Raw genomic sequence first — 26,871 nt, forward strand, 5'->3', positions numbered from 1 at the left:
GTAGTTATGGCAGCAATAGAAACAGGATTACGACAAGCGGAAGCATTGAATTCAAAAATGAATGATTTGCGAGAGCGTTTAGAGAAACACATCAATTTAAAACACTATACCGATAATCATAAAAATGTAAGTCCGAAAGGAAATGCAAAACTGATGCGTATTTGTTTAATTGCGGGATTGTCCGATAATGAGAAAAGAAACAAAGAAGTACTCAATATTCAAATGTCGTCCAACAGTATTCATCCAACACTTTTTACGGTTCACAATCTAAATGGAATGCTGTCTTCAATGATAAAGTTACGATACCACGATTTAGAAATAAATTGGGAAGATAACATTACAAAAAGTAAAGTCGTTAATGCGGAGATTTTCAGAGGCTTTGATATGCTGATGAAAGGCGATACATTACACGAATGGCTAAAAGTAAGTACAACAGCTTCAATAAAAGCAGGACAGATACCATTATTAAACTTAAATATAGGTAATTACGATGGGGATATTAGCGCTTATTTAGATATGAATAGCAAAAATGTAACCAACACTCAAATTCTTATTGCAGGTTCAACAGGTTCTGGAAAATCAAACCTTTTAGCCGTTTTAATGAACGAAATGCGTTCCTTATCAGTTGAAAGTAATTATCCGGTAAATTTCCTTTTCTTCGATTACAAAGGAGAGTTTTCTGATATTGCTAATAATGATTGGCTGCAACATTTTGAGGTAAACCGTTCTTCTATTTTAGATCCAATGGTAGAGCCTTTGCCGTTTACGCCATTCAAAGATTTTGTAGGTAAAACACAAAACGAAATCAATCTATACTCAACAGAATTGGCAAATGCTTTATTAGCTATAGATAGTGCAAAAATAAGCGCCAATATGAGTAATAGATTATCAGAAGCAATAATAAATGCCTACAAAGACACAAAAGGTAAATCAATCGACTTCACAACGATAATAGAAAACTACACTGATTTACAGCCACAAAACGAACGAGAAAGAATGGATAGTGTAAAATCGGTTTTAAGTCAATTAGAGCGTGCTAATCTATTCCTAAACGATGATAGAATTGATTTGATTGGAAATAGTTTTATTGTAAAAATGGATAAATTCCCAAAAGAAGGTCCAATTGGAAAGGCAATAGTATATTTCATAGTATCAAAACTAAATTCAATATACGAAAATCTTCCAGTTCAAGCCAATGACAAAGAAAAAGTGGAATTAAGACACTTCACAATTATTGATGAAGCCCATTATATGCTAGGATTTGACAACAAACCACTTCGTGATTTGATTGCAGTAGGTCGTAACAAAGGAATGAGTATTATTCTGGCAACTCAAAATATGGATGCCTACAAAAGCAAACATTTTGACTTCTATGCCAATGCACAATATCCTTTAATAATGAAGCAACAATCCATTAACGATGCAGTACTAAAAGATATGTATGGGGTTTCAGGAACCGATTTAGTAGAAATAAAACAAGCCATTGCAGGGCTCCAAAAAGGAGAATTAATTATCAAAAACAACGAAGCTATTATACTAGGATTTGGTAAAAAGTTTAAGAAAATAATGGTTAGGCACCTTATATAGTTTAAGAATTAATTTTTTCATGAATTTATTATGACAGCTAGACAATTTCAAAATATTATATTTCCATTATTAACTGAAAGACTTTTTAACTGCCCCGTTAAAAATGAATGGTCGGCATTTAATGGATATATTAATCACTACTCACCACGTGTTGATATTGCTGTGGGTCCTTTTAGTATGGAGCAAGGTTTAAATCAAATACAGAATTATAATAATCTTGTAAATGATCAGAATATAAATTCCTTTCTCAAACAATTGTATGAATATCATATAGAAAATATTGGAGGAGAAATTGACAATGAGATAACTATTCCAAATTTTGACGATTTGATTTATAAAAATCAGAATGCTAGATGTTTTTTAGCTATTGAAATTGAAAACCAAAATTCTAAAAAGCATATAATGGGTAGTATGATAAACGCTGCATCATTAGGTAGAATAGGAATTGGGATAGCTTACAATGATAATACTTTACGTACTTTTATTAGAATAATGAATTACCTTGGTTTTCTTCGTCGTGTAGAAAAGAACACATACGACACCACTAATTTTTTAATAATTACAAAAGACCAGTTAGCTGAATTATTAAATCTTCACATTCAACAATAAAAATATGGAAGAACATGACTTTGAGAAAATAAAAGAAGAAATAAAGAAACAACTTGATTCTAGTAGACAAAATTGGTTATTTGGTGCAGGTATAAGTTATAATTCAAATATTCCATTAATGTATCCTTTGACCGAAAGAGTTAAAAACATTATACTTGAAGATTTAACAAATCCTTCTCACAAGAAGAATAATGAAATTTATGAATTATTAACAAATGAATTAATAGCAAATTCTCATATTGAGCACTATTTAAGTCATATTGGTGATTTAATTGCTTTAGCTGAGAGGTCTAAAGCGCAAACAGCAAATATTAATAAATTCTCATTTACAAATGAAGAATTGATAAATCTTCATAAATCAATTATTTCAGCTATTGGTGATACAGTTAGGTACGGTTATTTTAAAAATAAAGATGAAGAACAAATTGGAAATTCAAATAATCCAATAGTTGAAATAGAGCATCATTTGAAGTTTGTACAAGCATTATATTCAAATAGATCAAATTTGATGTCACGTTCAAAATTAACTTTTTTCACAACAAATTATGATACTTTATTAGAAGATGCTTTGGCACTTGAAAAATTTACAGTTGTTGATGGTTTTTCTGGTGGTTCAGTTGGATACTGGAACCCACAATTTGAATTCCAAGATTTAAATAGTTTACCAAATAAATGTTTATTGTATAAGTTGCATGGTTCAATTGATTGGCAAAGAGATAAAAATAAAGGCTTAATGCGAACACGCTACGGTACTAAATATTTATCTAATACTTCGGATATAATGATTTATCCACAAGCTACTAAATATGTAGAGACACAAAAGGATCCATTTTCTTATTTATTTCATGGTTTTAGAAATAGTTTAAATTCAAAAGAAGATAATATATTAATTACGTGTGGGTATAGTTTTGGTGATGACCATATTAATGCTGAAATAGAAGCGGCACTTTTCTCAAAAGATAATAGGACGACTATTATTGCATTTGCACAAGAAAATTCAAATGGCGATATAGTTATAAATAAAACATTAGATGCTTGGATTAAAAATCCTGAATTTGGTGAAAGAATATATGTAGCAGGTCAAAAAGGTATTTATTATAATTCAACAAATCCAATTAAACCAGATGACTCTAAAGATTTATTCTGGTGGACATTTACAGGTTTAACAAATTTCATTATTACTGGAGAACATGAATAAAGAAATATTTACAACAAATCAGTCACTTCGAATTGGAAAAATTATAGAAGTAAGTGGTAACTCTATTCGCATTGAGTTAGATATTAAAATTACTGAATTGACAAGGTCAGTTTATGGTCAAATATATTCTGTTGGTCAAATAGGCAGTATTATAAAAATTCACTTTGGAAGGAAGATTTTATTTGCCTACGTGAGGATGCTAAGAATGCAATCTGATATACAGTCAGAGGAAGGGAAAGCTCAAATTTTACCAGGAGATGATAAAAGAATTTTAGAAGCTGATTTATTTGGACAAGGTATTTGGAGTGTTAAAAATAAGCAGTTAGAGTTCAATAGAGGTATAGAAACATATCCACTTCCTTTGCAAGATGCTTTTTTATGTTTAAATGATGAATTGGAAAGTATTTACCGTGCTGCTGAAAATTTAAAAGAAAATAAAATTAACCCTATGGTTCCTATAGGGAATTATGTAGGTGGCAATAATGCAATTTGTAGAGCAAACATAGATAAATTATTTGGACATCATTGTGCAATTTTGGGGTCAACTGGTTCCGGAAAATCTGGAACAGTTGCTTCTATTTTACATTCTGTTTTATCACACAAAACGGATGGCAAAAATATTTCACCAAGAATTATAATGATTGATCCACATGGTGAATATGCAAAAGCTTTTGGCGATAAAGCAGTAGTCTATAAAGCTTATAGTGAAGCATCGACCAGTACCATTAAAGCTGAACAATTAAAATTACCTTATTGGTTAATGTCTAGTGATGAATTTAGGTCGTTAGTTATTGGTAAAACAGAATTTGAAGCTACTTCACAAACAAACATGGTTTATCAAGCAATCACATACGCTAGATTATTGAATCATGAATTAGTGCAAAATATAGGTGCTAATCCTTTGGGGGAAGCCAAAGATGATATTCCAGAAGGAGTAACAACCCCAGAGCAAATATTAAACTTTGATAGAGATAAACCTACACCCTTTCTACTGTCTGAATTCATAAAACATATTGATAAAGTTCAAGGACAAAAACCTGGTAAAAGTGAAAACCTTGCAGCTAGTTCTGGTAGAGATAAAATAGATTCTATACTTAAAAAATTAAAAGTTTTAAGAACAAATCCTCAACTTTCATTTATAATGGATGAATTTAGTCCTGAATCTCCAAAATTAGATGAGATTTTAGCTCAATTTTTTGGTGAGATAAAAGACGAAACAACTGGAGTAGATAAAAACCTTAGAATAATTGATATTTCAGGTTTGCCTAATGAAGTTGCTGGTCCTCTTACAGCTCTAATTGCTAGATTATTATTTCAATATAAACTTTGGCAAACTAGAGAAGAAAGAGAAAAAGATCCAGTTCTTTTTATTTGTGAAGAAGCACATAGATATGTTCCAAATCATGGTGAAGCGCAATACAAAGAAGCTCAAGAGGCCGTTCGTCGTATAGCAAAAGAAGGTAGAAAATATGGCGTTGGATTAATGTTAATTTCGCAAAGGCCTTCCGATGTTGAATCTACTGTTTTATCACAATGTAATTCTTGGATTATTCTTCGTCTAACAAATTCTAGTGACCAAGAACATGTTTCTAAATTTTTGCCTGATAGTTTAACTGGGTTAACAAAAATGTTACCATCACTAACTAGAAGGGAAGCTATTTTTGTTGGTGAAGCTGCTGCTTTACCTAGTAGAATTAGAATTAATAAATTAACTGAAGAACAATTACCTGACTCAAATGATATAAGTTTTGTTAAAGGGTGGTCAAACGAACCGACTAAGTCTTCAGAATTGGAAACAGTTAGTAAGAGATGGCTAGGATAATTACACCTTTAAATTTTATTATTAAATTACATATAAATTATTATTTTTTAAGACATAATAAAAATGGCAAACGAATTAGAAAAAGCTATAACAATAAAAAATGCAATTGATAAAATTGACTCGGGAGATTTTTTATTACCATCAATACAAAGAAGATTTGTTTGGAATCCAATTCAAATTGAATTTTTATTTGATTCTATAATGCAAGACTATCCAATTAATACATTTATGTTTTGGGAAGTTGAAGAAGATAGTATTAAAAATCAATTTCGTTTTTATGATTTTCTTAAAAAATACGTTGAATATCAGGGAGGTAACAATCATGAAAGAAAAACTAAAGGATATAAAAATTTCAAAGCGGTTATTGATGGTCAACAAAGATTAAATAGTTTATATATAGGATTAAAAGGAAGCTATGCATACAGGCATTATGTTTATAATAAAAAAATATATTATGAAGATGAAGTGAATTATCCAACACGAAAATTATTTTTAGATATTCTATCTCCTATTGAGAACCATGAGGAAAAAAAAGTATACGATTTTTTATTTTTAATTCAGAATGAGCATAAAGATGAGAGTATATCGAGAGTTAAACAAATTTCTGATGAAAATGGTAATAGTAAAGAAATTGAATGCTTTTGGTTTGAAGTTGGTAATATATTAGAGTTTAAAAGTGAGCACAATGTAATTACATATCTAACTAAAGAAAATTTAGATATTTCTGGTTTTCCTGGAGAAACATTGTTAAAACTATATAAACTTGTTAACGAAAAACCAATCATTAATTATTTTTTGGAACAAGAGCAAGATTTTGATAAGATATTATATGAATTCATAAGAACAAATTCAGGCGGTACTAAATTATCATTTGCAGATTTACTGATGTCTATAATAACTGCTTCATGGGAGATTGGTCAATCAAGTAAGGGAGCAAGAGAAGAATTGGATAATGTCATTAGACAAATAAGAGAATTTGGCTTTACAATAGATCAAGATTTTATTTTAAAAACCTGTTTAGTTTTAGTTGGAACCGATATTAGGTTTGCATTAAAAAATTTTGATAATGATACTATAAGTAAAATCAAGTTAGATTGGAGTAAAATAACATTGTGCATAAAAGAAAGTTTTCAATTGGTTAAATCATTATCATTTAATAATCATTCTCTTCGTGCTAAGAATTCTATAATTCCAATTATCTATTATTTATATATTTCAGATTTCTACAAGGATATAAATAAGGAGAATAAACATAGTGATAATAAGAAATTAATTAAGCAGTATTTAAATATATCCTTACTAAATAAGCTTTTTGGAGGTAGTTCTGACGGGTTTTTAATAAAACTCAAAAAAGTAATTACTGATAACGGGATTAGTGATTTTCCATTAGCAAATTTTAAAACTACTTTTAAAGGGACAAGTAAGAGTTTTAATATAGATGACGAAAAGTTAGACACAATACTAAGAACATCTTATGATAATTTGGATAGTTTTTATATTCTTTCAATATTATTTCCAAAATTTAATTTTGAGTTCAAAAATCCTAATGTGGATCATTTACATCCTAAATCTCAGTTTAATTATGAAACCTATTCTTTACTGAATGCAGATCAAATAGTATTCTATAATAATCATTATAATACAGTACTTAATCTTGGATTGTTATCAGAAGAGCAAAATAAATCAAAAAATAAAAGTCCATTAAAGGATTGGATTGATAAGCAATTAGTTTTTAGTGAAACCATAAAAGATCATTTATTAATACCTGAAAATACTAGTTTAGATTTCAACAATTTTGAAGAATTCATTAATAATAGAGAAATTAAACTAAAGCAGATTATTAAAGAAAATATAGTTTAAATAAGTTGATATTAAGGTTATTTGTTTTATTAATTATATAACCTATAAGAATCACATTACTTCATTACTCTCCATCCAATTGTAATAGTGTACTAAAAGTTGTATATATTTGGAATAACTATACGTCTAAGTTAAATACACTCTATTCAATAGCGACAATCTACCCAATTTTGGCTGTATAGGCGCTACTTTATAGCGAGTATATACAAGTTGTGTGCCATGCGAAAGAACCACCACCAATAAAGAAAATACAACAGATGGAATATTTAAATTTTTCACGCTTAACTGAAAAGGACTTCGATGATATAATTGCGATGGTCGATGGTGAAAGGTTTACATATGATCCATCAATTGAAACTAAAAATTGCGATTATAGATATGAAAATATTCTGATTGAACTAAAAATCATTGAGGAAGAGCCTATTGAAAAGCAATCAAAACAAAATAAACTAGCTGAGTTGTTTCGGTCTGATATAAAAACTGTAATTATAAATCCATTAGACCTTGATTTTGAAAACAAAAGGAAATATTACAATGAGCTTTCTACGCCTATAAAGACTGCAATAAAAAAAGTATCTCAACAACTCAAGATTTCATCAGAAAATGGAGAATATAAGATTACTATAATCGTGAATAATGGTTTATCGATGACCTTGCCTGATGAGTTTTTTGACATAGCTGTTAGGCGAGCAAAAAATGACACATCAAATATTGACATGCTCATTATTTGTGGAATCTATCATTTTTCAGACGGCTTTGATACAATTGCAACAGCGATGTTTAAAGATGTTGAAATACAAAATAAAGAAAAGCCCATTGATTTTATTGATAAATTAAGAGAGGCTTGGAGTATTAAGGTTAATGAATATATGACACAACAAATCATTAGTAATGAAATAGAAAGAACGAAGCCACCCATTAAAGATATTTATTTTGAGTTAAATAATATTAGATATGTAAAACCTCCTATTCAATGGGGAAAAGAATCCGATTTTTATGGAAAACAAGGAAGGCCTAGATTTGACACAACAGGGATGGAATCATGTCCTCCAGTTGGAGTTGTTATGCCTATCTTTGATTTAGAGAGCTATAATTTTGTTAAAAAAAACATTAGTATTTTTGATAGTTATTTGCTTAAAAATAATTTGGAGGATTACCTTAAATGGATAGAAAAGGAAAGAATTGAAAATGATGACTTTTTAAAACCAATAGTACCGATAAAAGTTTCAAAAGAAGAACTAATTAAAACTCCCTCTCCATTTAGTTTTAAAGATATTGGAATTTCTCTTTTACCTATATTTCAGAAAGAAGTTATTAAAATAGCTGAGAACAGCTTTGCATTTAATAATACACCAATCAGTAATAATTACATATTACTTCAAATTAATGAAATTGGTATGGATAAGGCAAATGATATTGCTTTTATTTCATATAACAAAACTAGAATGAGTGGAGAAACACAGGAGTATTTGATTAAAGGTGAAAGAATGAAATATGAATATGCATTAATATTAGCGTCTGTTTATTGCTTATCTTTAAATGCTGATGCTGTTTATTATATGATTAATGACGATTTTAAATGGAAATAATGCACGGGCACACAACAGCGCTTTGAGAAATTCAAAGCACTTCGCAAAGCGCCGCTGGTTACCAGCCATTTTGGGCGACCGAATAAAAATTTAACAGACAGTTAATGGAAAAAGAATTTTACTACTTGGACGAAAAGGAACAAAAAGGTCCTTTCACTATTGACCAATTAAAAACAATTGGACTAAAACCAGAAACTTTAGTTTGGTCAGATGGATTTGAAAATTGGAAACAAGTCAAAGATGTTGATGAGTTGAAAATTGTATTAAAAAAAACGCCACCGCCACCACCAATAATAGACACTTTATCATCATCTTCGATTAAAGATGATGAGAATGAAATTTTAGACGAAAAAATGAATAATGTTGAAGATAGCAACATAAAATTTTGGGCTTCTTTTAAAATTTTCGGTTCTATTGTTATCTTTATTCTTTTAGCAATATTTATAGGCTTTTATATTGTAAACTCTAAAAAAGCAAAACTAAAAGATGAAATTTCATTAAAAATCAATAATGTCCTTGACAATAAAAGTTTAATTATTGACGGAACAATAACTTTAACGGAAGGTAAATTAAAAAATATAGATTACGGAAAAAGAAAACAGAACCTAACTGATGACCCTCTTTCAATTCCTATTAGAAATCCTTGGTGGGAAACCGAAAAACTTTACACAATTTTTACTGCTGAAAGTGGTGGTTTTACAATTAAACAATTAACAAAACAAAGTGACGAAAGTTTTGATGTTTTGACATCATATTCTGGAGATATGGGATATAAAAAACCAAGTTCATCATATATTGCTCCGCAATATATGGATGATGGTTTGGGTGGTAAATTTAAAATTAGTGGAGGTTACCAATCCCAAAATTATAGAACTTCTGTACGTGATGCTTATCGTAGTGCGTATGAATATTTCACAAAAGAAGATAAAAAATCACCAGGAGCGTATTCTCCAGGAAAATTTATTGACATTAACAATTTTCCAGATTTAAGAAATGAATATTTTTATTTAGAGAATAGAGAACCTAAATCATATTCTTCATCAGGTACATTTGCCGCTTCTTGGGAAAGTTCTGGTGACCACGGAGCAAATATTAATAATGAAAACTGGGTTGTATATTATAAAACATATGGAGAACATTATGAACTAACAGAAAACGACAGTAAAATAAACAAAGATTTATTGACCAATATCGGAATCGCCATTGGTTTAATATTCTTGATACTATTAATTGCTTTTATATCTAAACCGAAATATTTTAGAAACTTGAACTTGTATGGTAAAAGATGGCAAAACCTACTTTATAAGGAACAAATATTTTTCTTTGAACACTCATTTTTTGGAAAACAAACATTTACTGAAATAATTAACGACAAAGTTTACAAAGGAACATTAAAAATTACCGACAAAGGGAACACAATCAATTTATCATATCCAAACAAAGAATTATTTTATAAAATTGACAAAATTGATGTCGATAATTTATCTCTAATCTCAATAAAAGATAAAAGCGTTGTTACATTAAAAAGAATTGGAGCAAAAGAAACTATAGAAATAAAAAACGAAGATATTAGCACACAAAAAGAAGAAACAAATCAGTAATTTAATAGTAAACACAATGCCAACTTTTGGAGAAAAATCTATGTACAGTCTTGAAGGCGAAGAAGCCAATCATTTAAAATCTTTAAATGAACGCTTTATACGTTGGCAAGAAAAACAAATCGCTTTACTTACATTTTCAATCAACCTTCTGTTTACTATTTCAATTGCATCAGTAGGTTTAATAATCAATAACTTTGACAAACCGATATTCAAAGAAAAATATGCTTGGGGATATATACTTCCACAGACAGTTGCATTTATTATTACAATTTCATCAATTTTTGGAATTGTCGCTTTGTTTTGTCGACTTTTTGATTTTCGCCTCACAAAGACAATTATTCGCAAAAGAATATTATTGTTTAAAGTGAAAAATGAAATTAAGTATGAGAATTGCGAAGAGCTAACACAAAAAAAACTTAATGACAAAATAAAAAGTCTAAATTGCTTTACAAAATATTTAGGTAAGGCAACTTGGTGTTTTTTCATTCTGCAAGCGGTAACATTTGTGATTGCACTAATACTATTAATTTACAAGATATAACAGCAATAAACCCCTCTTGTCCTCGTTTGTATCCATATCAGGTGCTTGCCTGCGGCGAGTACCTACTCACATTAGAAAAACAAATCGTAGCGTTTTCAACGCGGTTTTAACCAAGACAACCTTCACCACAAAAATCAAAGAAATTATCTCCATCCAATTATAGAAATATTATAGAGGATAGATACACTTGAAGTGAACTAAAACTTCGAAAGTAAATACACAGTTTATAGCAGCAATCTAACCTCAATTGAGGTGTGAATCTTGAATTAAATAAAATACTAATTATACATTTTGTTGATAACTAAAATAGAATACAACTTTTAAAAAAATTAATTTAGCAGAAACAATTCTTACAATTAATTTTTAAGTTGTTTTCTTTAAACATATTATGATATGAGTCAAGTCAAAGTGAATATAAATGAATCTACATTTTTAGAAAAATTTAAAATTAAAAAAAATAAAATTTTAAAACTGATTCTTTTCATAGTAATAAAATATTCAACCAATTATTTAAGAAAAATAAATGGTATAAATAATTATGAAAATCCTGATAATTTAGAAGATTTTAGTCCTGTTGTTTTAAATGAAGAAGAAGATAGTCACAGCACTACAATTAAGTTTGCAATAGACAATCCTAATATTCAAAATCTTGCCCTAACTGGTCCATATGGAAGTGGAAAAAGCTCAATTTTAAAAACATTTGAACACAAACATCTTGAATATAAATACTTAAACATTTCACTTGCAACATTTGATGAAAAAACATTAGTAACTGATAAAATAGAATATAACATTTTAAAACAACTTTTTTATAGTGTTGAACATAAGAAAATTCCTGAATCACGTTTTAAAAGAATTGAAAATCATACTGGAATTTGGTCAAAAACAATATTCTTTTCACTATGGCTATTTTCAATATCTTACTTTATAGAATTTGAATTTTTAGAAAATCTTAAAAGAAATCTTCATCTTTATTTTCACATTAAAGGATTTGATTTCTTTTATGGTTTTTATCTAGTTATTGGAACAGGCATTATCTTAAATAAAGTAATGAATTTTATTATCAATTTTAAATTGACAAAATTTAAAATAAAAGAAACTGATTTTGAAAATGATCAAGACAAAAAAACTATAAATTTCGAAAATGAAATTGATGAAATTTTATATTTTTTTGAAAAAAATCCAATTGAAATTGTCTTTATTCAAGATATTGACAGATTTAAAAATAAAAGTGAAATATTTATAAAATTAAGAGAAATTAATAATTTGATAAATAACTATGAACCAATAAAAAACCAACGGAAAGTAACATTTATCTATGCCGTTTCTGACGATGTTTTTAAAGAAAGTGAAAGAGCTAAATTCTTTGATTTTATTATTCCTGTAATTCCTATTATAAATTATACAAGTTCAAGTTCTAAATTTTTAGAAAAATTAGATTTAGATATTAAAAACAAGAAATTATCAAAAGAATTTATTGATGATGTTTGTTTGTTTTTGAATGATTATAGAACAATTAAATCAATATATAATGAATATACGATTTATAAAAAAATCATAGGCAAACAATTAGACAATTACAATAATTTATTAGCAATGATGGTATATAAGAATATTGAACCAACAGATTTTAATGAATTAAATTCTAATCAAGGTTACGTTTATAAAATTATTGAAAATTCTAGTGAATTAATTGAAGAACGTATTCAAAGTCTTAATACAAAAATAAACTTAGAATTGAATCCAAAATTAGAGAACATTAAAAATGAAAAGATCAAAAATATAAAAGAATTAAGAATGCTTTATATTTTAAAATTTTGCGAAATAATTAACTCTCAAAATAATTATTCGGTTTTTGGTTTTAACTTAAAACAAACTAAATGTTCAATTGAAAATCTTCTAACAGATGAATATTTTGAGTTATTTAAAAACCAACCAAATATTAATTATTATTATTCTACTTACAATTCAACAGCTAGTGGGGTTTCATTTAGCCAAATTGAAAAAGCATTAGATAATTCAATTTATTCTGAAAGATTAGAAACACTTAAAAGCGGTGAAAAAGAAAACCTAAATCAAATTAAAACTGAATTAATCGATATCGAAAATAAAAAACAAGAACTCAATTCAAAAAAATTATTTGAGTTATTAGATGAAAATAATTCAGCACCTTATTTTGAAAAATATTATTCAGAAAAGAAAATCATTAACAATTATAAATTAATCAACTATTTGTTAATCAAAGGATATATAAATGAAGATTACAACCACTACATTTCTTATTTTCATCCTGGTAGTATTACTAAAGAAGATAATGATTTTTTAATTAGTTTACTTCCCAGCGAAAAAGCATTATCTCATAATCATAAACTAAAAGAAGTTAAAACTTTAATAAAAAAAATAAAGCCTGAAAATTATTATCAAGAAGCGATCTTAAATTTTTATTTGATTGATTACTTGATTGAAAATAAAATCAATGCAAAATTAAACTCTATAATTGCATTATTAAGCAAAGGAAATGAAAAATCTGTTAAATTTATTGATGCTTATTTTGAGTATGCTAACGAAAACAATAGAGCTGAATTATTTAAAATTATATTCATCAATTGGAGTGAGATATTAAATTTAATTTTCAATAAGTCTAATCTTCCTGACGAAAAAATCAAGCAATATTTAAAATACATTTTCAAATATCTTGATATAAAAACAATTGATAAAATTGATAACCAAAAAATACTATCAAATTATATTTCTAAATTAGAAAATCTAAATTATCTCAACCCTAAAGAAACTAATTTAGAAACATTCAAAAAATTTCTAGAAAACTCAACAATAGAATTTGAAAATATTAAATACAATAAAGAAAATAAAAATATTTTTGAATTTATTTATGATAAAAACAAATATGTAATAAATGAAAAAATGATTGAATTGTTTATAACCAATTTTAATCAAAATGGAACTAATGTTGAAAATCTTAAAACATCAAATTATACAACAATTAAAAATTCAGGAAAGCCAAAACTCATTAAATATATTGAAGACAATTTAGAAATATATTTAGAAAATGTTTTTCTGAAATTAGAAAATAATTCTAATGAATCTCAAGAAAGTATATGCTCAATTCTTAATAACGAAAAAATCAACATCCGTTTTGATATTATAGAAAAAGGCAAGTTTTCAATAGTTGACTTGTCAAAAATCAATGAGATTGAAATCCAATCAGCATTAATAATATATGAGAAAATAATTCCAACTTGGAAAAATTTAATGGCCTATTATAAAAAATCAAAAGAATTTGATGAAACAATAATAGATTATTTAAATCTTGAACATAATTATAATATTCTTTCAAAACCACCTTTTATTGATGACTCAGATGCAGGTGTAAAAACTAGTTTTCCTAAAGATTTAATTAATAGCAATATTTCAGATGAGAGTTTTTCTAAATTAACTTATAGTCTCCCATTTGCCTATAAAGATGGGAATGAATTCATAAGTATTAGCAATTCAAAGATGAAATCATTAATTGAATCTAAAAGAATATTATTATCGACTGATAATTACACTATGATTGATGAATCATATAATGATTTGTTAATTCTTCTTGTAGAACAAAATGTTAATGATTTTATAAAATCAATTGAGGAATATACTTTGAATAGTTCTATTATTTTAGAAATATTAAATTCTAAAATTTTTAATACTTCACAAAAATTATCAATCATAGAAAGCACAACCGATACGATTTTAATTGACAATAAAAAATTACTAATTAAGTTGAGCGAATTTTTATTAAATAATAGAATTAATAAAATTAGTTTTGTTCTCTTAACCGAATTAATATCTAATTCGTCCACACTTAAACATAAAGTGGAGTTAACTAATAATTATTTCACTTTTATAGAAAACATTAATTTAATCGCAATTATTGAAAAAATTGAAGAATTTTCAAAGTTACTTTTAGGCAAACATCCCAAAGTGGATAACACAGTTTATAACCAACAATTAATCAATAATCTTGAAGGTAAATTAATAAGTAAAAAGAAAGCATCAAAGGATAATAAACAAATTGAATTATTCCCGTTTATAAATAGCAGAATTTAATGTTTTTGAATAGATTCATTTTGAGCCTTTGAGTTTTATCCATTATCTCATTCAGCTGCACAAAACTTTCATTTAGTCCAAGTATTCCTAAACTCAAGTCTTTGTTTGCTTCATTTCGCTAATTACGTTTCCAATAACAAGAACATTCTTTTTCGTTCGGTGATAAAAGGACGTTTTACATTTCAGTTGCCACTCCTTTGCCAACGCTCCAAAAAAAATTACTGGCACAGTTTTTATCAAAAACACGTACGCTTCGCAACTTGCACCAGTATTGAAATACTCAAATAGTCATTACCTCATTCAGCTGCACAAAATCCTCGTTTAGTTTAAAAAAATAAACTTAATCTTTAAAATAAATAAATATTTTTTTCTGTAATTAAATATTAAGTTCAACAAAATCAACACAATGTATTTATTATAAAAACAAACAATAAAGTGCAATTAATATTAAAACAAAGCATAATCAAAGAACATCAATTTTAATTACATTTGTATATGGCGCAATTAGATATGTTTGGGGGCAATGGAAATGATAATACTTTTCCTAAAACTGGTTTAAATAAAATCACTAATGGTGAATTTATTTATTTGCCAAACTTTTTCTCAAAATTCGAAATGATTTTTTCTATCGCATAAAACAAATTCATAATTCAATCGGATGTTAGAAGTTAGAAAGAACACATACTCAAGAAATTACGAAAACACCTTTTTCCGAGAGTTTGCAAGACACTTACATAAATCTTTCGTAGACAACGGACGTTCTGGGCTCTTAATTGGGAGCCCATTTTGTGAAGTGGACGAAAGACTTCAAATTGACGCTTTACTTATTACTGACCAAGTAGTTTGCATTATTGGCTTCAAAAATTGACTTTATCCCATTAACTTCATTTTTAGAATAGGGCAATAAATTAAAACTTGAATTTCGGCCTTGTATTTTTATACTATCGTTATTTTTATTCTTGCCATAATTAATGTTGCCAAATAATGCAATAGTGCTGTTTTTAGAAGTTTCTTTTTTTATTTCAATAAGCTCTTTCGTGCTTCCGAGATAAGTAATATCGACTTTCATTTCATTCAATAATGCAGGAAAAGAAATGGTATGAAGCAAGCCACTTACTGATAAATAAATCTTGTCATTAGGAGAAATTTTATTCTCAATTTTTTTCCAAATCAAATTACTTAGTTTATCGCTATTCTGTTGATAAATAGAATTTATCCTTGCTTCCGTATTTCCTTTCTTATTTAAAATAGTAGTCAATTCGCTTTCCAAAAACAATGAAATAACTTCTGGAACAACTGAATTTTTCTTTATCAATAATGCAAAATAGCCTTTATCATTTTTTCCTACTCTGTTTACAGGGACATTTATTATTTCAATGGTAATTTCTTTTGCTTCAAGCGATTTCTTTATATTTCCCCATTTTATTGCAGTAGGATCTAAAAAGTGATAATTTGAATCAGATGTTATTTGTTCAATTAAATTTCTTTGTTTCTTGTTTAAATTAAATTCGAATTCTTTTGATTTCGATTTAGAGTAAAGTAGCGTTTCATTTTCTTCTAAAAAACCCGACAGGTTTTTTTAAAACTTGTCGGGTTTGAAATTCTATTAACCAAAAATTTACGAAGCTATTTCCAATCGTTTCAAAAATTAATCTGCATTTATACTTCCTTCTTAGGAACGTTTTTACAAATTGCATCAAAAATAAAATGCCATTCAGGTAAGACTGGTTTTTGTTGTACGTTGAAAAATAAGAATTTCTTTTTAGGAAATTTTTTAAAATGGTATTCCTTATAAATATAGTCATTAAGTGCTCGGCTATAAGTTATTTTAGCATTTGGATTTGATATTTTCTTAGCAAAGATACCATAACCAGGAGGAGCACATTTTCTTGGAACTTTTTCCTTTGTCAATTCTGCAAGTGCAATAATAAGATGAGAAAGATTAGGGTTTTGTATATTATCAAATTCTTCAACTAGCAGCGTTTGTATGTCTATCAAAAGTTCCATTTCTTTCACTGGTCTTGAAAAAATGGAGAAACCTGAAACCTCATAACTATACACTCCATTTTTCACAATTATAGGCGCATTAAACCCTAAAGCATCACTGCGAAGAATACGAATATCATTTCGAATGGTTCTCTCAGAAACATTGGTTTCATTGCTTTGTTGTTCAGATAAAACCTCGTTACATTTTGAAATTAGAACTTCAATAGTGCATTCTAAAAAAGAGTTCGAAAGACATTCGTCAATCGTTTTATAGCGTAGTAGAGCGTTTAAATTTGATGGCATAATAAAAATTGCAGATACACTGCAATAATACATTTTATTCTTGTAATAAAATTAGTGATTACTAAAAATTGGAGTCCAGAAACCAACAAAAAAACGGGGCGTATCTGAAAAGCCATACGAGTAAGAAATAAAAACCTATAAAATGAAACAAACAGTAAAATTCAAAAGAACATTAGTATTACTATTTATTGGGGCGCTCTCATTAACTACAAGTTGTAGCTCGGACAGTAAGGACGAATCATCCAAATCTAGCACTATTGTTGGTAAATGGTGGAATTATAAGCGAGTTGATAATGGAGTCACCGAAGTAAGTAAGTCTTGTGGTGAAGATTTCTCTTGTCTAACCTATGAATTTCAGACAAATGCTTGCATTATTAACGAAGAAGGTTACATAGATAATTATAGCTATAAAATTGATGGAGATTTCATAAAATTTTACAACCCAAAAACAGAAGTTTTAGAAGAAACCAATAAATTTAGTTTAACCAAAGATGAGTTAATCTTGTACAGAATTGACAATAATAATTCAACTGATGAACTTCATTTTAAAAGAAAGTAAAAATTTAGATAACTATAATTAATCAAAAACAAAGAATTCAGAAAGATCAACATTTAAAACTTTAGAAATAGAATAAAGGGTTGAAAAAGAGGTGTTAACCACACCTCTATCAATTCTACTAATTTGAGAAATCTCAATACCTAGTTCATTAGCCAATTGTTCTTGAGTAAAACCCGATCGGACTGATATGCAATAAATACCCATTTGCGGATAGCAAAAAACGGTATAGCTTTTTGTTTGAAAAATAGTTTGTTCTAATAATTGTAGTTAGATTTGTTTATTGGCTTATTGAAGTGTACGCAGAATGCAATTCTGCGCTATCCATACAGGACTTTTATTGCATATCAAGGACTTCGGGTTTGCACCAACAAAATAAATAAGAAAAAATGAGCAAAATAGGTATTAAAAATTTTAGAGTTTTCAAGGAGTTTACCGAATTTGAGATAAAACCAATTACACTTTTAACGGGTCCGAATAATGCTGGGAAAAGTTCTTTTACCAAGCTTTTGTTGTTGCTTAAAAATGGCATTAATAAATTAAATTTCAATGAAGGACTTCACAATTTGGAGAGTTTTGACAAAGTTTTGAATTGGGAAAACAAACAAGACACTTTAGAATTGTTTTTTGATAATGAAATCCCTTTTTTAACGGATGATTTTAAAGTCCAATTAACTTATAGAAAAAATGAAATCAATAAAATTTCCATTTCAAACAACATAAATACCTTACTCCAGTGTAATTATGATAATGATTTTACATCAGGACAAAGTCTTAACGAACTTGGAATAGAATCAGATGAATATATAAGTGGAAGAGCTCCATTTGATTCTTTTATTTTAAATTTAAACATTACTTTTTTAATTGATTTGATTTATTCAAAACAATTGAAACAAAAATTTTACGAAATTAAAGAAAATAATAAAAGAGATTACAAAACAATAATCTTGACTGATTTAGTTGTTGGTAATCACGAAATATTCAAAACTACTTTTCCAGATTTGATTGATTTATATCATAAAGAAGAAACAATTAATCTTGACATTTATAGAACAATAGCTTTGTATAACGAAATTAACGCTTTAGAAAAAAATTATCTTTTGTATGACATAATTGCGGACGGTAAACAAATTACTCATTTATATCAAGATAAAATTCTTGAATTACAAAACACTTTATTTTCAACTCATAAATTTGATATAGATCTTGATAATCTGGAATACGGCAAGGATTTAATTTCAATATTAAAATCCATTTTACCTTTTACTAATAAAGGAGTTAAAAGTCAAATAAGCCAATTTTTTAAAAACGAACTACAATCTAAAAATATTGAAATTAAAGAAACAGCGTTAGGCAACTTGATTTTTAATGAAAAATTATATAACCAACCTTTCTTTAATATGAGTCAAGACAAAGGTTTTTATAAAGAATCATTATTCGACCAGTTTTCAAAATTCATCAACACAAACGAAAGAGTATTTAAGAATATTAATTATTTATCAGCCAACCGAGGCAGTCAAAAAAGGATTTTAAGCAATAAATCTGAAAATGATATTGATGAAATTGTGTTGGATTTTTTCAAATATAAAGATAAATATTTAAGTTCACAGGAGGATTATGAAAAAACATTACCTGAATTTACAAGACACTTTATTAGTCTTTTTGACAATAATAATAGAGAATATTTTGACAAAGTATTAGAAATTCTTGAAATCGAAGGCACTCTTGACATAGTTCGTTATGAAAATGTAATTTCAGTAATTTACATCAAACAGAAAGACAAAGATGTTGCATTAGCCGATTTAGGTTTTGGGTTTTCGCAATTGATTCCTATTGTGTTAAAAATTATAAACACTGTTGAATCTAATTCAGAAATTTTAATTATTGAAGAACCCGAAGCCAATTTACACCCCAATTTGCAATCCAAATTAGCGGACATATTTGCGTTGACCGTAAAAACTTTTCCGAGACTTAATTTGATAATAGAAACTCATAGTGAGTATCTAATTAGAAAATTGCAATACTTAACAGCCAAAGGAGATATTAGTCCCGATGACACAAGCATATACTATTTTAATGCCGACAAATATGTAAGCCCGCAAGAGCCAAAAGTTAAGCAAATTGAAATCCGAGAAAACGGAAATCTATCGGATACTTTTGGGCCAGGATTTTATGATGAAACCACCCGTTTGCAATTTGATTTAATGAAACTCAACCAAGAACAAAACAATTAGTATGGAATTGTATATAGAAAAAGAGTTTTTGGATAATTTTTATCTTGAATTTGATGAATCATCTGCTTCAAGTTCCCAGAAAATTGTGGCTACAATTCTAAAAGAATACGCAGAGGTGGAGTGTTTTATTGATTGCGAAATTGAATCCCTAGAGCAACTTGATTTTTTGAAAAGTGAAAACTCGTTTTTTAAAGCAATTTGCGATAAAAGTAAAAGTCCGTTAGCCGTAAAATCAATAAAAGATTACTTTTTTGAAAAGTCAAAATGTGAACAAACTTTGATTTTTACACAAAATAATAAGGATTGGTTTAATGAGGCAGAGCGTAAAGGTGCTTTGTGTTTTTCTTATGAAAATTATCAGCAAAGGATAGAAAACATCATCAAACAATGTCATTTTAAGATTGATTTGAGTGAAGGGTTTCAGGGGTGGGAACAAACATTACAAAACATTCAGGAATTAATGCCGTTAAACAAAATTATTATCAATGATGCTTATTTATTAGATAAACCCGAATTTTATGATAGCAATGTTTACCCTCTAATTAAAGTGATTTCAAAGAACAAAAAAACTAAAAAGCTTTTTTACACTGATATTCTGAATAAAAAATTTCCGTTTAAAACAGATATTATCTACAATTTGTTGAAAGAAAAATATCCAACTTCTGAAATCAAGATTGTGCATAACAATGTAGATAATTTAAATTCACACGACAGATTGTTGTATTCTAATCATTACATAATAGATTGTGCAATTGGGTTTAATTTTAATCAGCAATTAACTTCTAATTCACAAATAATCATTGAAACTATTTTTGAAAAATACACCTATAACAGATTGCGTAATCATTTGAGAAAAATGGATAATCATTTTCAAAACTTACTAACTGATAAGAGAATGAATGCTTATTATCCGAATTAAACGAAATCAAGAGCTTTCATTTACTATTTTACAAATAATAAAACCTTAACAAAATGGCAGTTTTGCATCCTGATTTAAAGACTATTTTGAATAGCAAAGTACAGCCCGAACCAGGAGAGCTACATCTATTAAAATACCTCGTCAATAATTTAGATGATTCTTTTGAAATCTATTTTAATCCGATGTTAAATGGCGACAGACCAGATATTGTTATCTTAAGAAAAGGTTTTGGTGTACTAATTATTGAAGTAAAAGACTATAATTTAGAAAGTTATAAATTAGATGAAAGAAAAAATTGGGTTGTAAAATATAATAACGCAAAAATAAAATCGCCAATAAGTCAAGTATTAAAATATAAAGAAAATCTATATAACCTTCATATTCCACAACTATTAGAAAAACAGATTATTAATTTTAGATTTTTAAATGTTGTTTCTTGTGCAATTTACTTCCATAATGCAAGTAAATTGGAAATTGAGAACTTGTTGGTTGCACCCTTTGAATACGATATTAAATATCAAAAATTTTTAAAATATAACATTAATTTTATAGGTAATGAGAACTTAAATGAGTCTGATTTCGATACTTTACTAAGAGCAATAAAATTAAAGTCCAATCATACCCAAGCATTGTTTTCTGATGAATTATACACAAGTTTCAAAAGGTTTTTAAGTCCGCCATTACATTTGATAGAAAATGGTAAAAATATCCCGTATAGTCGAAGACAAATTGAGATCATTCATAGTCAAAACAGACAACAAAGAATTAAAGGAGTTGTTGGTTCTGGAAAAACAACCATATTGGCAGCAAGAGCAGTTGAGGCGTATAAAAGAACAAAGGGTAAAATCTTAATATTAACGTACAATATAACTTTAAAAAATTACATTCACGACAAAATAAGTCAAGTTCGAGCAGAATTCCCTTGGGAAAACTTTATTATCCTCAATTACCATACTTTTATAAATAATGAACTGAATAATCTTGGGGTTGATGTGAGTGTTCCTGAAAAATTTAATGAATTAAGTCTTGAGCAAAAAGAAAAATATTTTGAAAGCAATTACTATTCTAATAAACAATTGTTTACAGACAATGCAGAAACTATAGTTCAATATGATGCCATTTTTATAGATGAAATCCAAGACTATAAAAGACCTTGGATGGAGATTATAAAAGAGTTTTTCCTTGTTGAAGGAGGAGAATATGTGCTTTTTGGTGATGTAAAACAAAATATTTACAATAATAATCAAACAGAATTTAAAGATGTTAATACAAACGTAAAAGGATTCATTAGATTAAAAGATTGCTTTCGCTCCGACCATAAAATCAAGGATTTGGCAGTAAAATTTCAAGAGTTTTTCTTTAAAGATAAATATGAAATTGATGACTTCAATAAAATAGATACTTCTCTTGAAATTCAATTTGAAAGGAATTTAGAAGGGTATGTAAATTATATGTATTTACAAAACACCGATAATGTATCAAGTCTTTACACCATAATACACGATAATATAATAAATAAGAATTTCATTCCAAATGACATAACAATTCTAAGTCATTCGATCGCTTTATTGAAAAAATTTGATGCTTATTATAGATATTCTAGTAATGAAAAAACAAATACAATGTTTGAAACATCAGAAATGGTAAATACAATGTTACTCAATAAAATCAAAACATTAAATCCTAATAATTTGCCATCGTGGATTAATAAAATGATTTATTTAATTAAAAGAGATAATGACTATGATACAACTAAAGCTTTTGCAGAAATTGCAATATTACTTACTATTTATGATCTTACTTTAGCTTATCCGAGATTTGATAAAATTTTAAATTGGTATTGTAAAAAGTTTAATACTTCATCAATTAATTTGAAAAATTTGTTAACGATTGAAAAAGAAGAATATGATAAATTTAAGAATGATCTCAATTTAATTTCAAAAGGAGAGACTATAAAAAATCTTAGAAACAATAAAAAATTACATTTTTATATGAATAGTGGAACTGTAAAATTATCAACTATTCATAGTTTTAAAGGTTGGGAAAGCGAAACGATATTTTTAATAATAGAAAAAAAGCACACTAATGTTGAAGCAACTTTTGATGAAATTTTATATACGGGATTAACCCGAAGTAGAAAAAATTTAATTATTATAAATTTTGGAAATGAAGCTTATAATTTGAAATTGAAAGAAATAATAGAAACAAATAAATAGCAAATACATCCGCAACACCCCAAAACAAATAGCCACAAGCTACCGAAAACAGATTATTGAAACTTTGGGTTGGGAATAAAACAAAACCTTTATGACTCTAGTGTAAAACTCCCAAAAACTCAAAAGAAGTTGACTAAATGTTTAGCACTTTAAAGCAAATTTACTTAATTCAAAAAAAATGAACGAAGTTCAAAAGCATAAAAACGATTATAAAACAAGAAATTTTACAATAATTATAAGATTTATATGATAGAATTTTTAACATATTTAGGTATTGGAATTATATCTAATTTCATTGGCCCACTTGCCAAACATTTGGCCATTGAGGATAAATACTCTTTAAAAGAAAATAAAAACAAAAGTTGGTTTTACAGATACTCATTTATTATTTTGACGAGATCCTTTATGACCATTTTTTATCCTGTTTTTTATTTTAGTTATTATATCTTGAAAAGAAAACCAGAAGAACCAATTTCATTCGAAGATAAACTAAATACCAGCTTAGTAAAAAGATTAAGAGAACTTGGCGAATATAACAATACAGCTCCTACAGAGAACATTAGCGATGAAAAGATTATTGAAATATACACTCTAATTTGTTCATCTTTCAGAAACGCTAGCTCAGATAAACAAGAACGAATCCCGGCTAATAATTTGAACACAATAGCTATGAAATTTTTTAAAGTATATGAGGAATTTGGGGAAGATTTTATGCAGGAGCATTTAGAATACGAATTAAAAAAATATACTACCGAAGGACTAAGGCCAGAATATCAGCGAGGAATTTCATTATTTTAAACCCTAATTTAAAAATGACACCAGAACAACTAAAATTAATACGACAACTTGCACAATTAGGCGATGTTACCATTGTAAAAAGAGGCACATCAAGTCTTATTAATGCTATTTCAGAAATGGATTGTAAAGCAATTGAATTAATTTTGGAAGACAATGTCAGTTATCAAGATACTACTAAATCAATTTTCCTTCAAAAACTGAAAGAAGTTTTCAAGGATTTCCAAAAAGAAGACAATAAACTTATTCCTTATGAGGGCAAATGTAATTCCGATAAATGTTCCAATAAAAATAAAAAAGGGATCGCCTTTGTAGGCAATAAAACAGGGCGTTACATTAATTTCATTATTGAACAAAATGAAGATAGCACAGTAAAGGACATATATACTTGTTCTGGTTTTTTCACTAATGAGAATGTTATCGATGAAAATAAAAGAAAACTTGATATTTCGGTTTATAATGATGAAAAAGTAAATTTTACACCTTCATCTTCATATAACTATTTAAAAAATAAATCAATCACTGCTCTAAATGAAATAAAGCAACACAATGACTGTGAAATTTCAAAAGAACAAATAATTACTTGGATTAAAAGCTATGAAGAATTATACAATTCTATGAATTGGATAAATAATTTTTACAAACATCATTATTCGTTTTACTGGCTTTATTATCATATCAATGAAATTTATAAATTCTTAATGATTGAAAATGAAGCTAAAATAGCGATTGATGAATTTAAATATATTAATCTTGATAACGAAATAGATTTATTAAAATGGTTAGTAAAGTATGAACATTTATATTACGAATTGATATTATTATGTGCTAATATCGTGACTGAGGAAAGTTTACAAACAGGCAATTGTGTTTTACATAAAGACCATACTGTTTACTTCAAAACAAACATTTTACAAAACTGCATTGATTTACAAGAACTACTTGAAAAGCATTATTACGAAAAATTAAATAAATACAATACACTTTCTCAGGAAGAACAAGAAAATCAAATGCCTTTTGATGATGATTACGAAAAAACTTCATCCTTAAAATATCATTTACAAATAAGAGGAATTATCTAATCATTATCTCATTCAGCTGCACAAAACTTTCATTTAGTCCAAGTATTCCTAAACTCAAGTCTTTGTTTGCTTCATTTCGCTAATTACTTTTCCAATAACGAGAATATCTTTTTTCGTTCGGTGGTAAAAAGGAAGTTTTACATTTCAGTAGTCACTCCTTTGCCAACGCTAAAAAAAAAATTACTGGCACAGTTTTTATCAAAAACACGTACGCCTCGCAACTTGCGCCAGTAATTTTTTTCCCCAAGCTGTGTTACATAATTGAGTATTATAGTTCATTACAAAGCTTTTATATTGTTTTTTTGGTTTTTGCAATGAACTATAATATGGAAAGTTATAAAAAGTAGATTTCGGATTTTGAAAAAATTCGCTTAAACTATACCTATTCCTTCGACCAATATCCTCTCTTCCACTTAAAGTGGCTATGATGTCTGTAGATTTATTAGAAAAAAACTTGGCAACAAGCCAAACCATACAAGAATTTAAGAACAAGTCTTTAGGGATTATACCAAACGAAGACTTGATTGCTTTTTCTGAAACCATAGAAAAGTTTCAATCTATCTATCACGAATTAGTAGTCCAACCAAATATCTCGACTCTTGAAGTGGATATGTTGCCTATTTTTTTATTTCCACAATTAAAGCGATAATATTACGTTAATTAATAATCATAACTTATAAAAGTGCCATTATTACTACAATAAAATAATAGAAAGATGAAATAAACAAGAAATACTGTAGCTAATTACGCTTAGGAAATACTTTCTTTTATCTTATTAATGTTTGTAAACTAATTAGGGGAATTCGCTATAAAGGACGGTAATCCTCATAAAAAATATAGTTATGATGAAGTACTCGTTACAAAACATCATTTTAGAGATTCATAACAAGGAGGATAAGATTTTATCGCAAAATAAGAGATTGATTGATGAAGCTTACGAAATGACCTTGTACCTCCAAGACTTGTTATTTACGGTCAAGAAATACGTTATTGAAGAGGGATTTAAAAATGATGAAGAAGAGATATATTTTTTCCATACCATTAAGCCGAAAATCCTTGGAAAGCTAATTTATTACAATAAGGTATACCGCATAGAAACTGGTTGCCCTGTTAATAATGGTAAAATATATCACAGCTATTTTACAAGCCGTTTACAGGAATTGAAAAAAGAATACGATGAGCACATTTGTAATTCAGATTTTTATAGATATTACCGCTCAGGAAGGACTGATAACGATGAAGTTTACTTCCGACTTGGCAACATCAATTATCACGATGGACTTAATAGTTTCGTATTTGAAATAGATTCTCAGTTCTCTACTTTTTATGACTATAAAATTGCTCGAATTATAGCAAATGAGTTATTGTATAATTACTTGCTAACAAAAATTAATCCCGACGAAAATCCTGATGTGATTTTACAAAATTCTGAATCAACAAAAGATGTTTTTTGGACAGATAGCAAAAATGCACTTATCGAATTGGTGTATGCTCTTTATGCTTCAGGAGCTATTTCTCACGGCAAAATTGGTATCCGAAAAATAAGCTTAATGTTTCAGATACTTTTCCGAGTTCCTCTTGGAGATCTGCATCACTCTTTCCACCGAATGAAAACACGGGTAGGTTCCCGAACTGCATTTTTAGACCAGCTCAAAATATCCCTCGAAGAATATATGGATAAAGAGCTTTAGCGGTTCAATACAGTAATTTCAAAGCAGTACACAAAATGTACTGCTTTTTCTTTGCCCATATCTGCCAATTGGCAAATGTTGGCAAAACTCCATTAGAAAATATGCAAAATGCCTCAAAACCCTTATTAAACAAGGTTTTTTTCTATTTATAAAAATTTTTAAAAAACCGCCAAAC

General features: G+C 27.8%; 21 protein-coding genes. 18 read left to right on the plus strand and 3 right to left on the minus strand.

All coding sequences use genetic code 11. The features are described 5' to 3' along the window. Positions 1 to 6 precede the first annotated feature (6 nt). The 10 genes from BUB25_RS01350 to BUB25_RS16540 all read left to right on the plus strand — a co-directional run bounded on the left by BUB25_RS01350 (position 7) and on the right by BUB25_RS16540 (position 15,550). The gene (locus BUB25_RS01350; RefSeq protein ID WP_072938621.1) at positions 7 to 1,587 is read left to right on the plus strand and encodes an ATP-binding protein; all 1,581 of its coding nucleotides are present in this window, start codon (positions 7 to 9) and stop codon (positions 1,585 to 1,587) included. A 30-nt stretch (positions 1,588 to 1,617) separates the two neighbouring features. Continuing rightward, positions 1,618 to 2,196 carry a hypothetical protein gene (locus tag BUB25_RS01355; protein WP_072938625.1) on the plus strand — a complete coding sequence of 193 codons (579 nt, stop codon included), beginning with the start codon at positions 1,618 to 1,620 and terminating at the stop codon, positions 2,194 to 2,196. A 4-nt stretch (positions 2,197 to 2,200) separates the two neighbouring features. Beyond that, complete coding sequence (locus BUB25_RS01360; protein ID WP_072938631.1) at positions 2,201 to 3,394, plus strand: SIR2 family protein; 1,194 nt, start codon at positions 2,201 to 2,203, stop codon at positions 3,392 to 3,394. Beyond that, on the plus strand, positions 3,387 to 5,216 hold the full coding sequence (locus BUB25_RS01365) for an ATP-binding protein (RefSeq protein WP_106357390.1): 1,830 nt from the start codon (positions 3,387 to 3,389) through the stop codon (positions 5,214 to 5,216). The genes BUB25_RS01360 and BUB25_RS01365 overlap by 8 nt, the downstream gene beginning before the upstream one ends. A 63-nt stretch (positions 5,217 to 5,279) precedes the next feature. Further along, positions 5,280 to 7,076, plus strand: coding sequence for a DUF262 domain-containing protein (locus BUB25_RS01370; RefSeq protein ID WP_072938638.1), 1,797 nt, complete (start codon positions 5,280 to 5,282; stop codon positions 7,074 to 7,076). Positions 7,077 to 7,333: 257 nt separating this feature from the next. Beyond that, entirely contained in the window at positions 7,334 to 8,665 is a 1,332-nt protein-coding gene (locus BUB25_RS01375; protein ID WP_139256879.1) for a hypothetical protein, read from the plus strand. A gap of 104 nt (positions 8,666 to 8,769) precedes the next feature. Then, positions 8,770 to 10,266 (plus strand): DUF4339 domain-containing protein, encoded by a 1,497-nt coding sequence (locus tag BUB25_RS01380; protein WP_072938649.1) that lies wholly within the window; start codon positions 8,770 to 8,772, stop codon positions 10,264 to 10,266. A gap of 16 nt (positions 10,267 to 10,282) precedes the next feature. Further along, entirely contained in the window at positions 10,283 to 10,807 is a 525-nt protein-coding gene (locus BUB25_RS01385; protein ID WP_072938654.1) for a hypothetical protein, read from the plus strand. 393 nt (positions 10,808 to 11,200) lie between these two features. Further along, positions 11,201 to 14,914 carry a YobI family P-loop NTPase gene (locus BUB25_RS01390; protein ID WP_072938657.1) on the plus strand — a complete coding sequence of 1,238 codons (3,714 nt, stop codon included), beginning with the start codon at positions 11,201 to 11,203 and terminating at the stop codon, positions 14,912 to 14,914. A 495-nt stretch (positions 14,915 to 15,409) separates the two neighbouring features. Further along, on the plus strand, positions 15,410 to 15,550 hold the full coding sequence (locus BUB25_RS16540; protein WP_170066873.1) for a hypothetical protein: 141 nt from the start codon (positions 15,410 to 15,412) through the stop codon (positions 15,548 to 15,550). Between the two features lie 184 nt (positions 15,551 to 15,734). Here the strand turns inward: BUB25_RS16540 and BUB25_RS01395 are convergent, their stop codons facing one another. Both BUB25_RS01395 and BUB25_RS01400 read right to left on the minus strand, forming a co-directional pair. Continuing rightward, entirely contained in the window at positions 15,735 to 16,229 is a 495-nt protein-coding gene (locus tag BUB25_RS01395) for a hypothetical protein (RefSeq protein ID WP_072938660.1), read from the minus strand. 344 nt (positions 16,230 to 16,573) lie between these two features. After that, positions 16,574 to 17,203 carry an HTH domain-containing protein gene (locus tag BUB25_RS01400; protein WP_072938663.1) on the minus strand — a complete coding sequence of 210 codons (630 nt, stop codon included), beginning with the start codon at positions 17,201 to 17,203 and terminating at the stop codon, positions 16,574 to 16,576. A gap of 142 nt (positions 17,204 to 17,345) precedes the next feature. On the opposite strand from BUB25_RS01400, the gene BUB25_RS01405 reads away from it, so the two are divergent. Further along, positions 17,346 to 17,762 (plus strand): hypothetical protein, encoded by a 417-nt coding sequence (locus tag BUB25_RS01405; protein ID WP_072938666.1) that lies wholly within the window; start codon positions 17,346 to 17,348, stop codon positions 17,760 to 17,762. An 18-nt stretch (positions 17,763 to 17,780) separates the two neighbouring features. Here BUB25_RS01405 and BUB25_RS16860 read toward each other — a convergent pair whose 3' ends face one another. Continuing rightward, positions 17,781 to 17,966: a helix-turn-helix domain-containing protein gene (locus BUB25_RS16860; protein WP_072938669.1), complete on the minus strand. Its 186-nt coding sequence runs from the start codon at positions 17,964 to 17,966 to the stop codon at positions 17,781 to 17,783. 182 nt (positions 17,967 to 18,148) lie between these two features. On the opposite strand from BUB25_RS16860, the gene BUB25_RS01415 reads away from it, so the two are divergent. The 7 genes from BUB25_RS01415 (at position 18,149) to BUB25_RS01445 (ending at position 26,696) form a co-directional block, all read left to right on the plus strand. Next, positions 18,149 to 19,993 (plus strand): DUF3696 domain-containing protein, encoded by a 1,845-nt coding sequence (locus BUB25_RS01415; protein WP_072938671.1) that lies wholly within the window; start codon positions 18,149 to 18,151, stop codon positions 19,991 to 19,993. A gap of 1 nt (position 19,994) precedes the next feature. After that, positions 19,995 to 20,912 carry a hypothetical protein gene (locus BUB25_RS01420; RefSeq protein ID WP_072938674.1) on the plus strand — a complete coding sequence of 306 codons (918 nt, stop codon included), beginning with the start codon at positions 19,995 to 19,997 and terminating at the stop codon, positions 20,910 to 20,912. Between the two features lie 53 nt (positions 20,913 to 20,965). Continuing rightward, complete coding sequence (locus BUB25_RS01425) at positions 20,966 to 23,128, plus strand: nuclease-related domain-containing DEAD/DEAH box helicase (RefSeq protein ID WP_072938677.1); 2,163 nt, start codon at positions 20,966 to 20,968, stop codon at positions 23,126 to 23,128. Between the two features lie 246 nt (positions 23,129 to 23,374). Continuing rightward, complete coding sequence (locus BUB25_RS01430; RefSeq protein ID WP_072938681.1) at positions 23,375 to 23,926, plus strand: hypothetical protein; 552 nt, start codon at positions 23,375 to 23,377, stop codon at positions 23,924 to 23,926. A gap of 14 nt (positions 23,927 to 23,940) precedes the next feature. Continuing rightward, positions 23,941 to 25,005 carry a hypothetical protein gene (locus BUB25_RS01435; protein WP_072938684.1) on the plus strand — a complete coding sequence of 355 codons (1,065 nt, stop codon included), beginning with the start codon at positions 23,941 to 23,943 and terminating at the stop codon, positions 25,003 to 25,005. A gap of 427 nt (positions 25,006 to 25,432) precedes the next feature. Then, positions 25,433 to 25,654, plus strand: a complete 222-nt coding sequence (locus BUB25_RS16390; RefSeq protein WP_139256881.1) for a hypothetical protein — start codon at positions 25,433 to 25,435, stop codon at positions 25,652 to 25,654. A 196-nt stretch (positions 25,655 to 25,850) separates the two neighbouring features. Continuing rightward, the gene (locus BUB25_RS01445) at positions 25,851 to 26,696 is read left to right on the plus strand and encodes an RteC domain-containing protein (protein WP_072939712.1); all 846 of its coding nucleotides are present in this window, start codon (positions 25,851 to 25,853) and stop codon (positions 26,694 to 26,696) included. The last annotated feature ends 175 nt before the right edge of the window (positions 26,697 to 26,871 follow it).

Source organism: Flavobacterium granuli (assembly GCF_900129705.1).
Taxonomy (GTDB): domain Bacteria; phylum Bacteroidota; class Bacteroidia; order Flavobacteriales; family Flavobacteriaceae; genus Flavobacterium; species Flavobacterium granuli.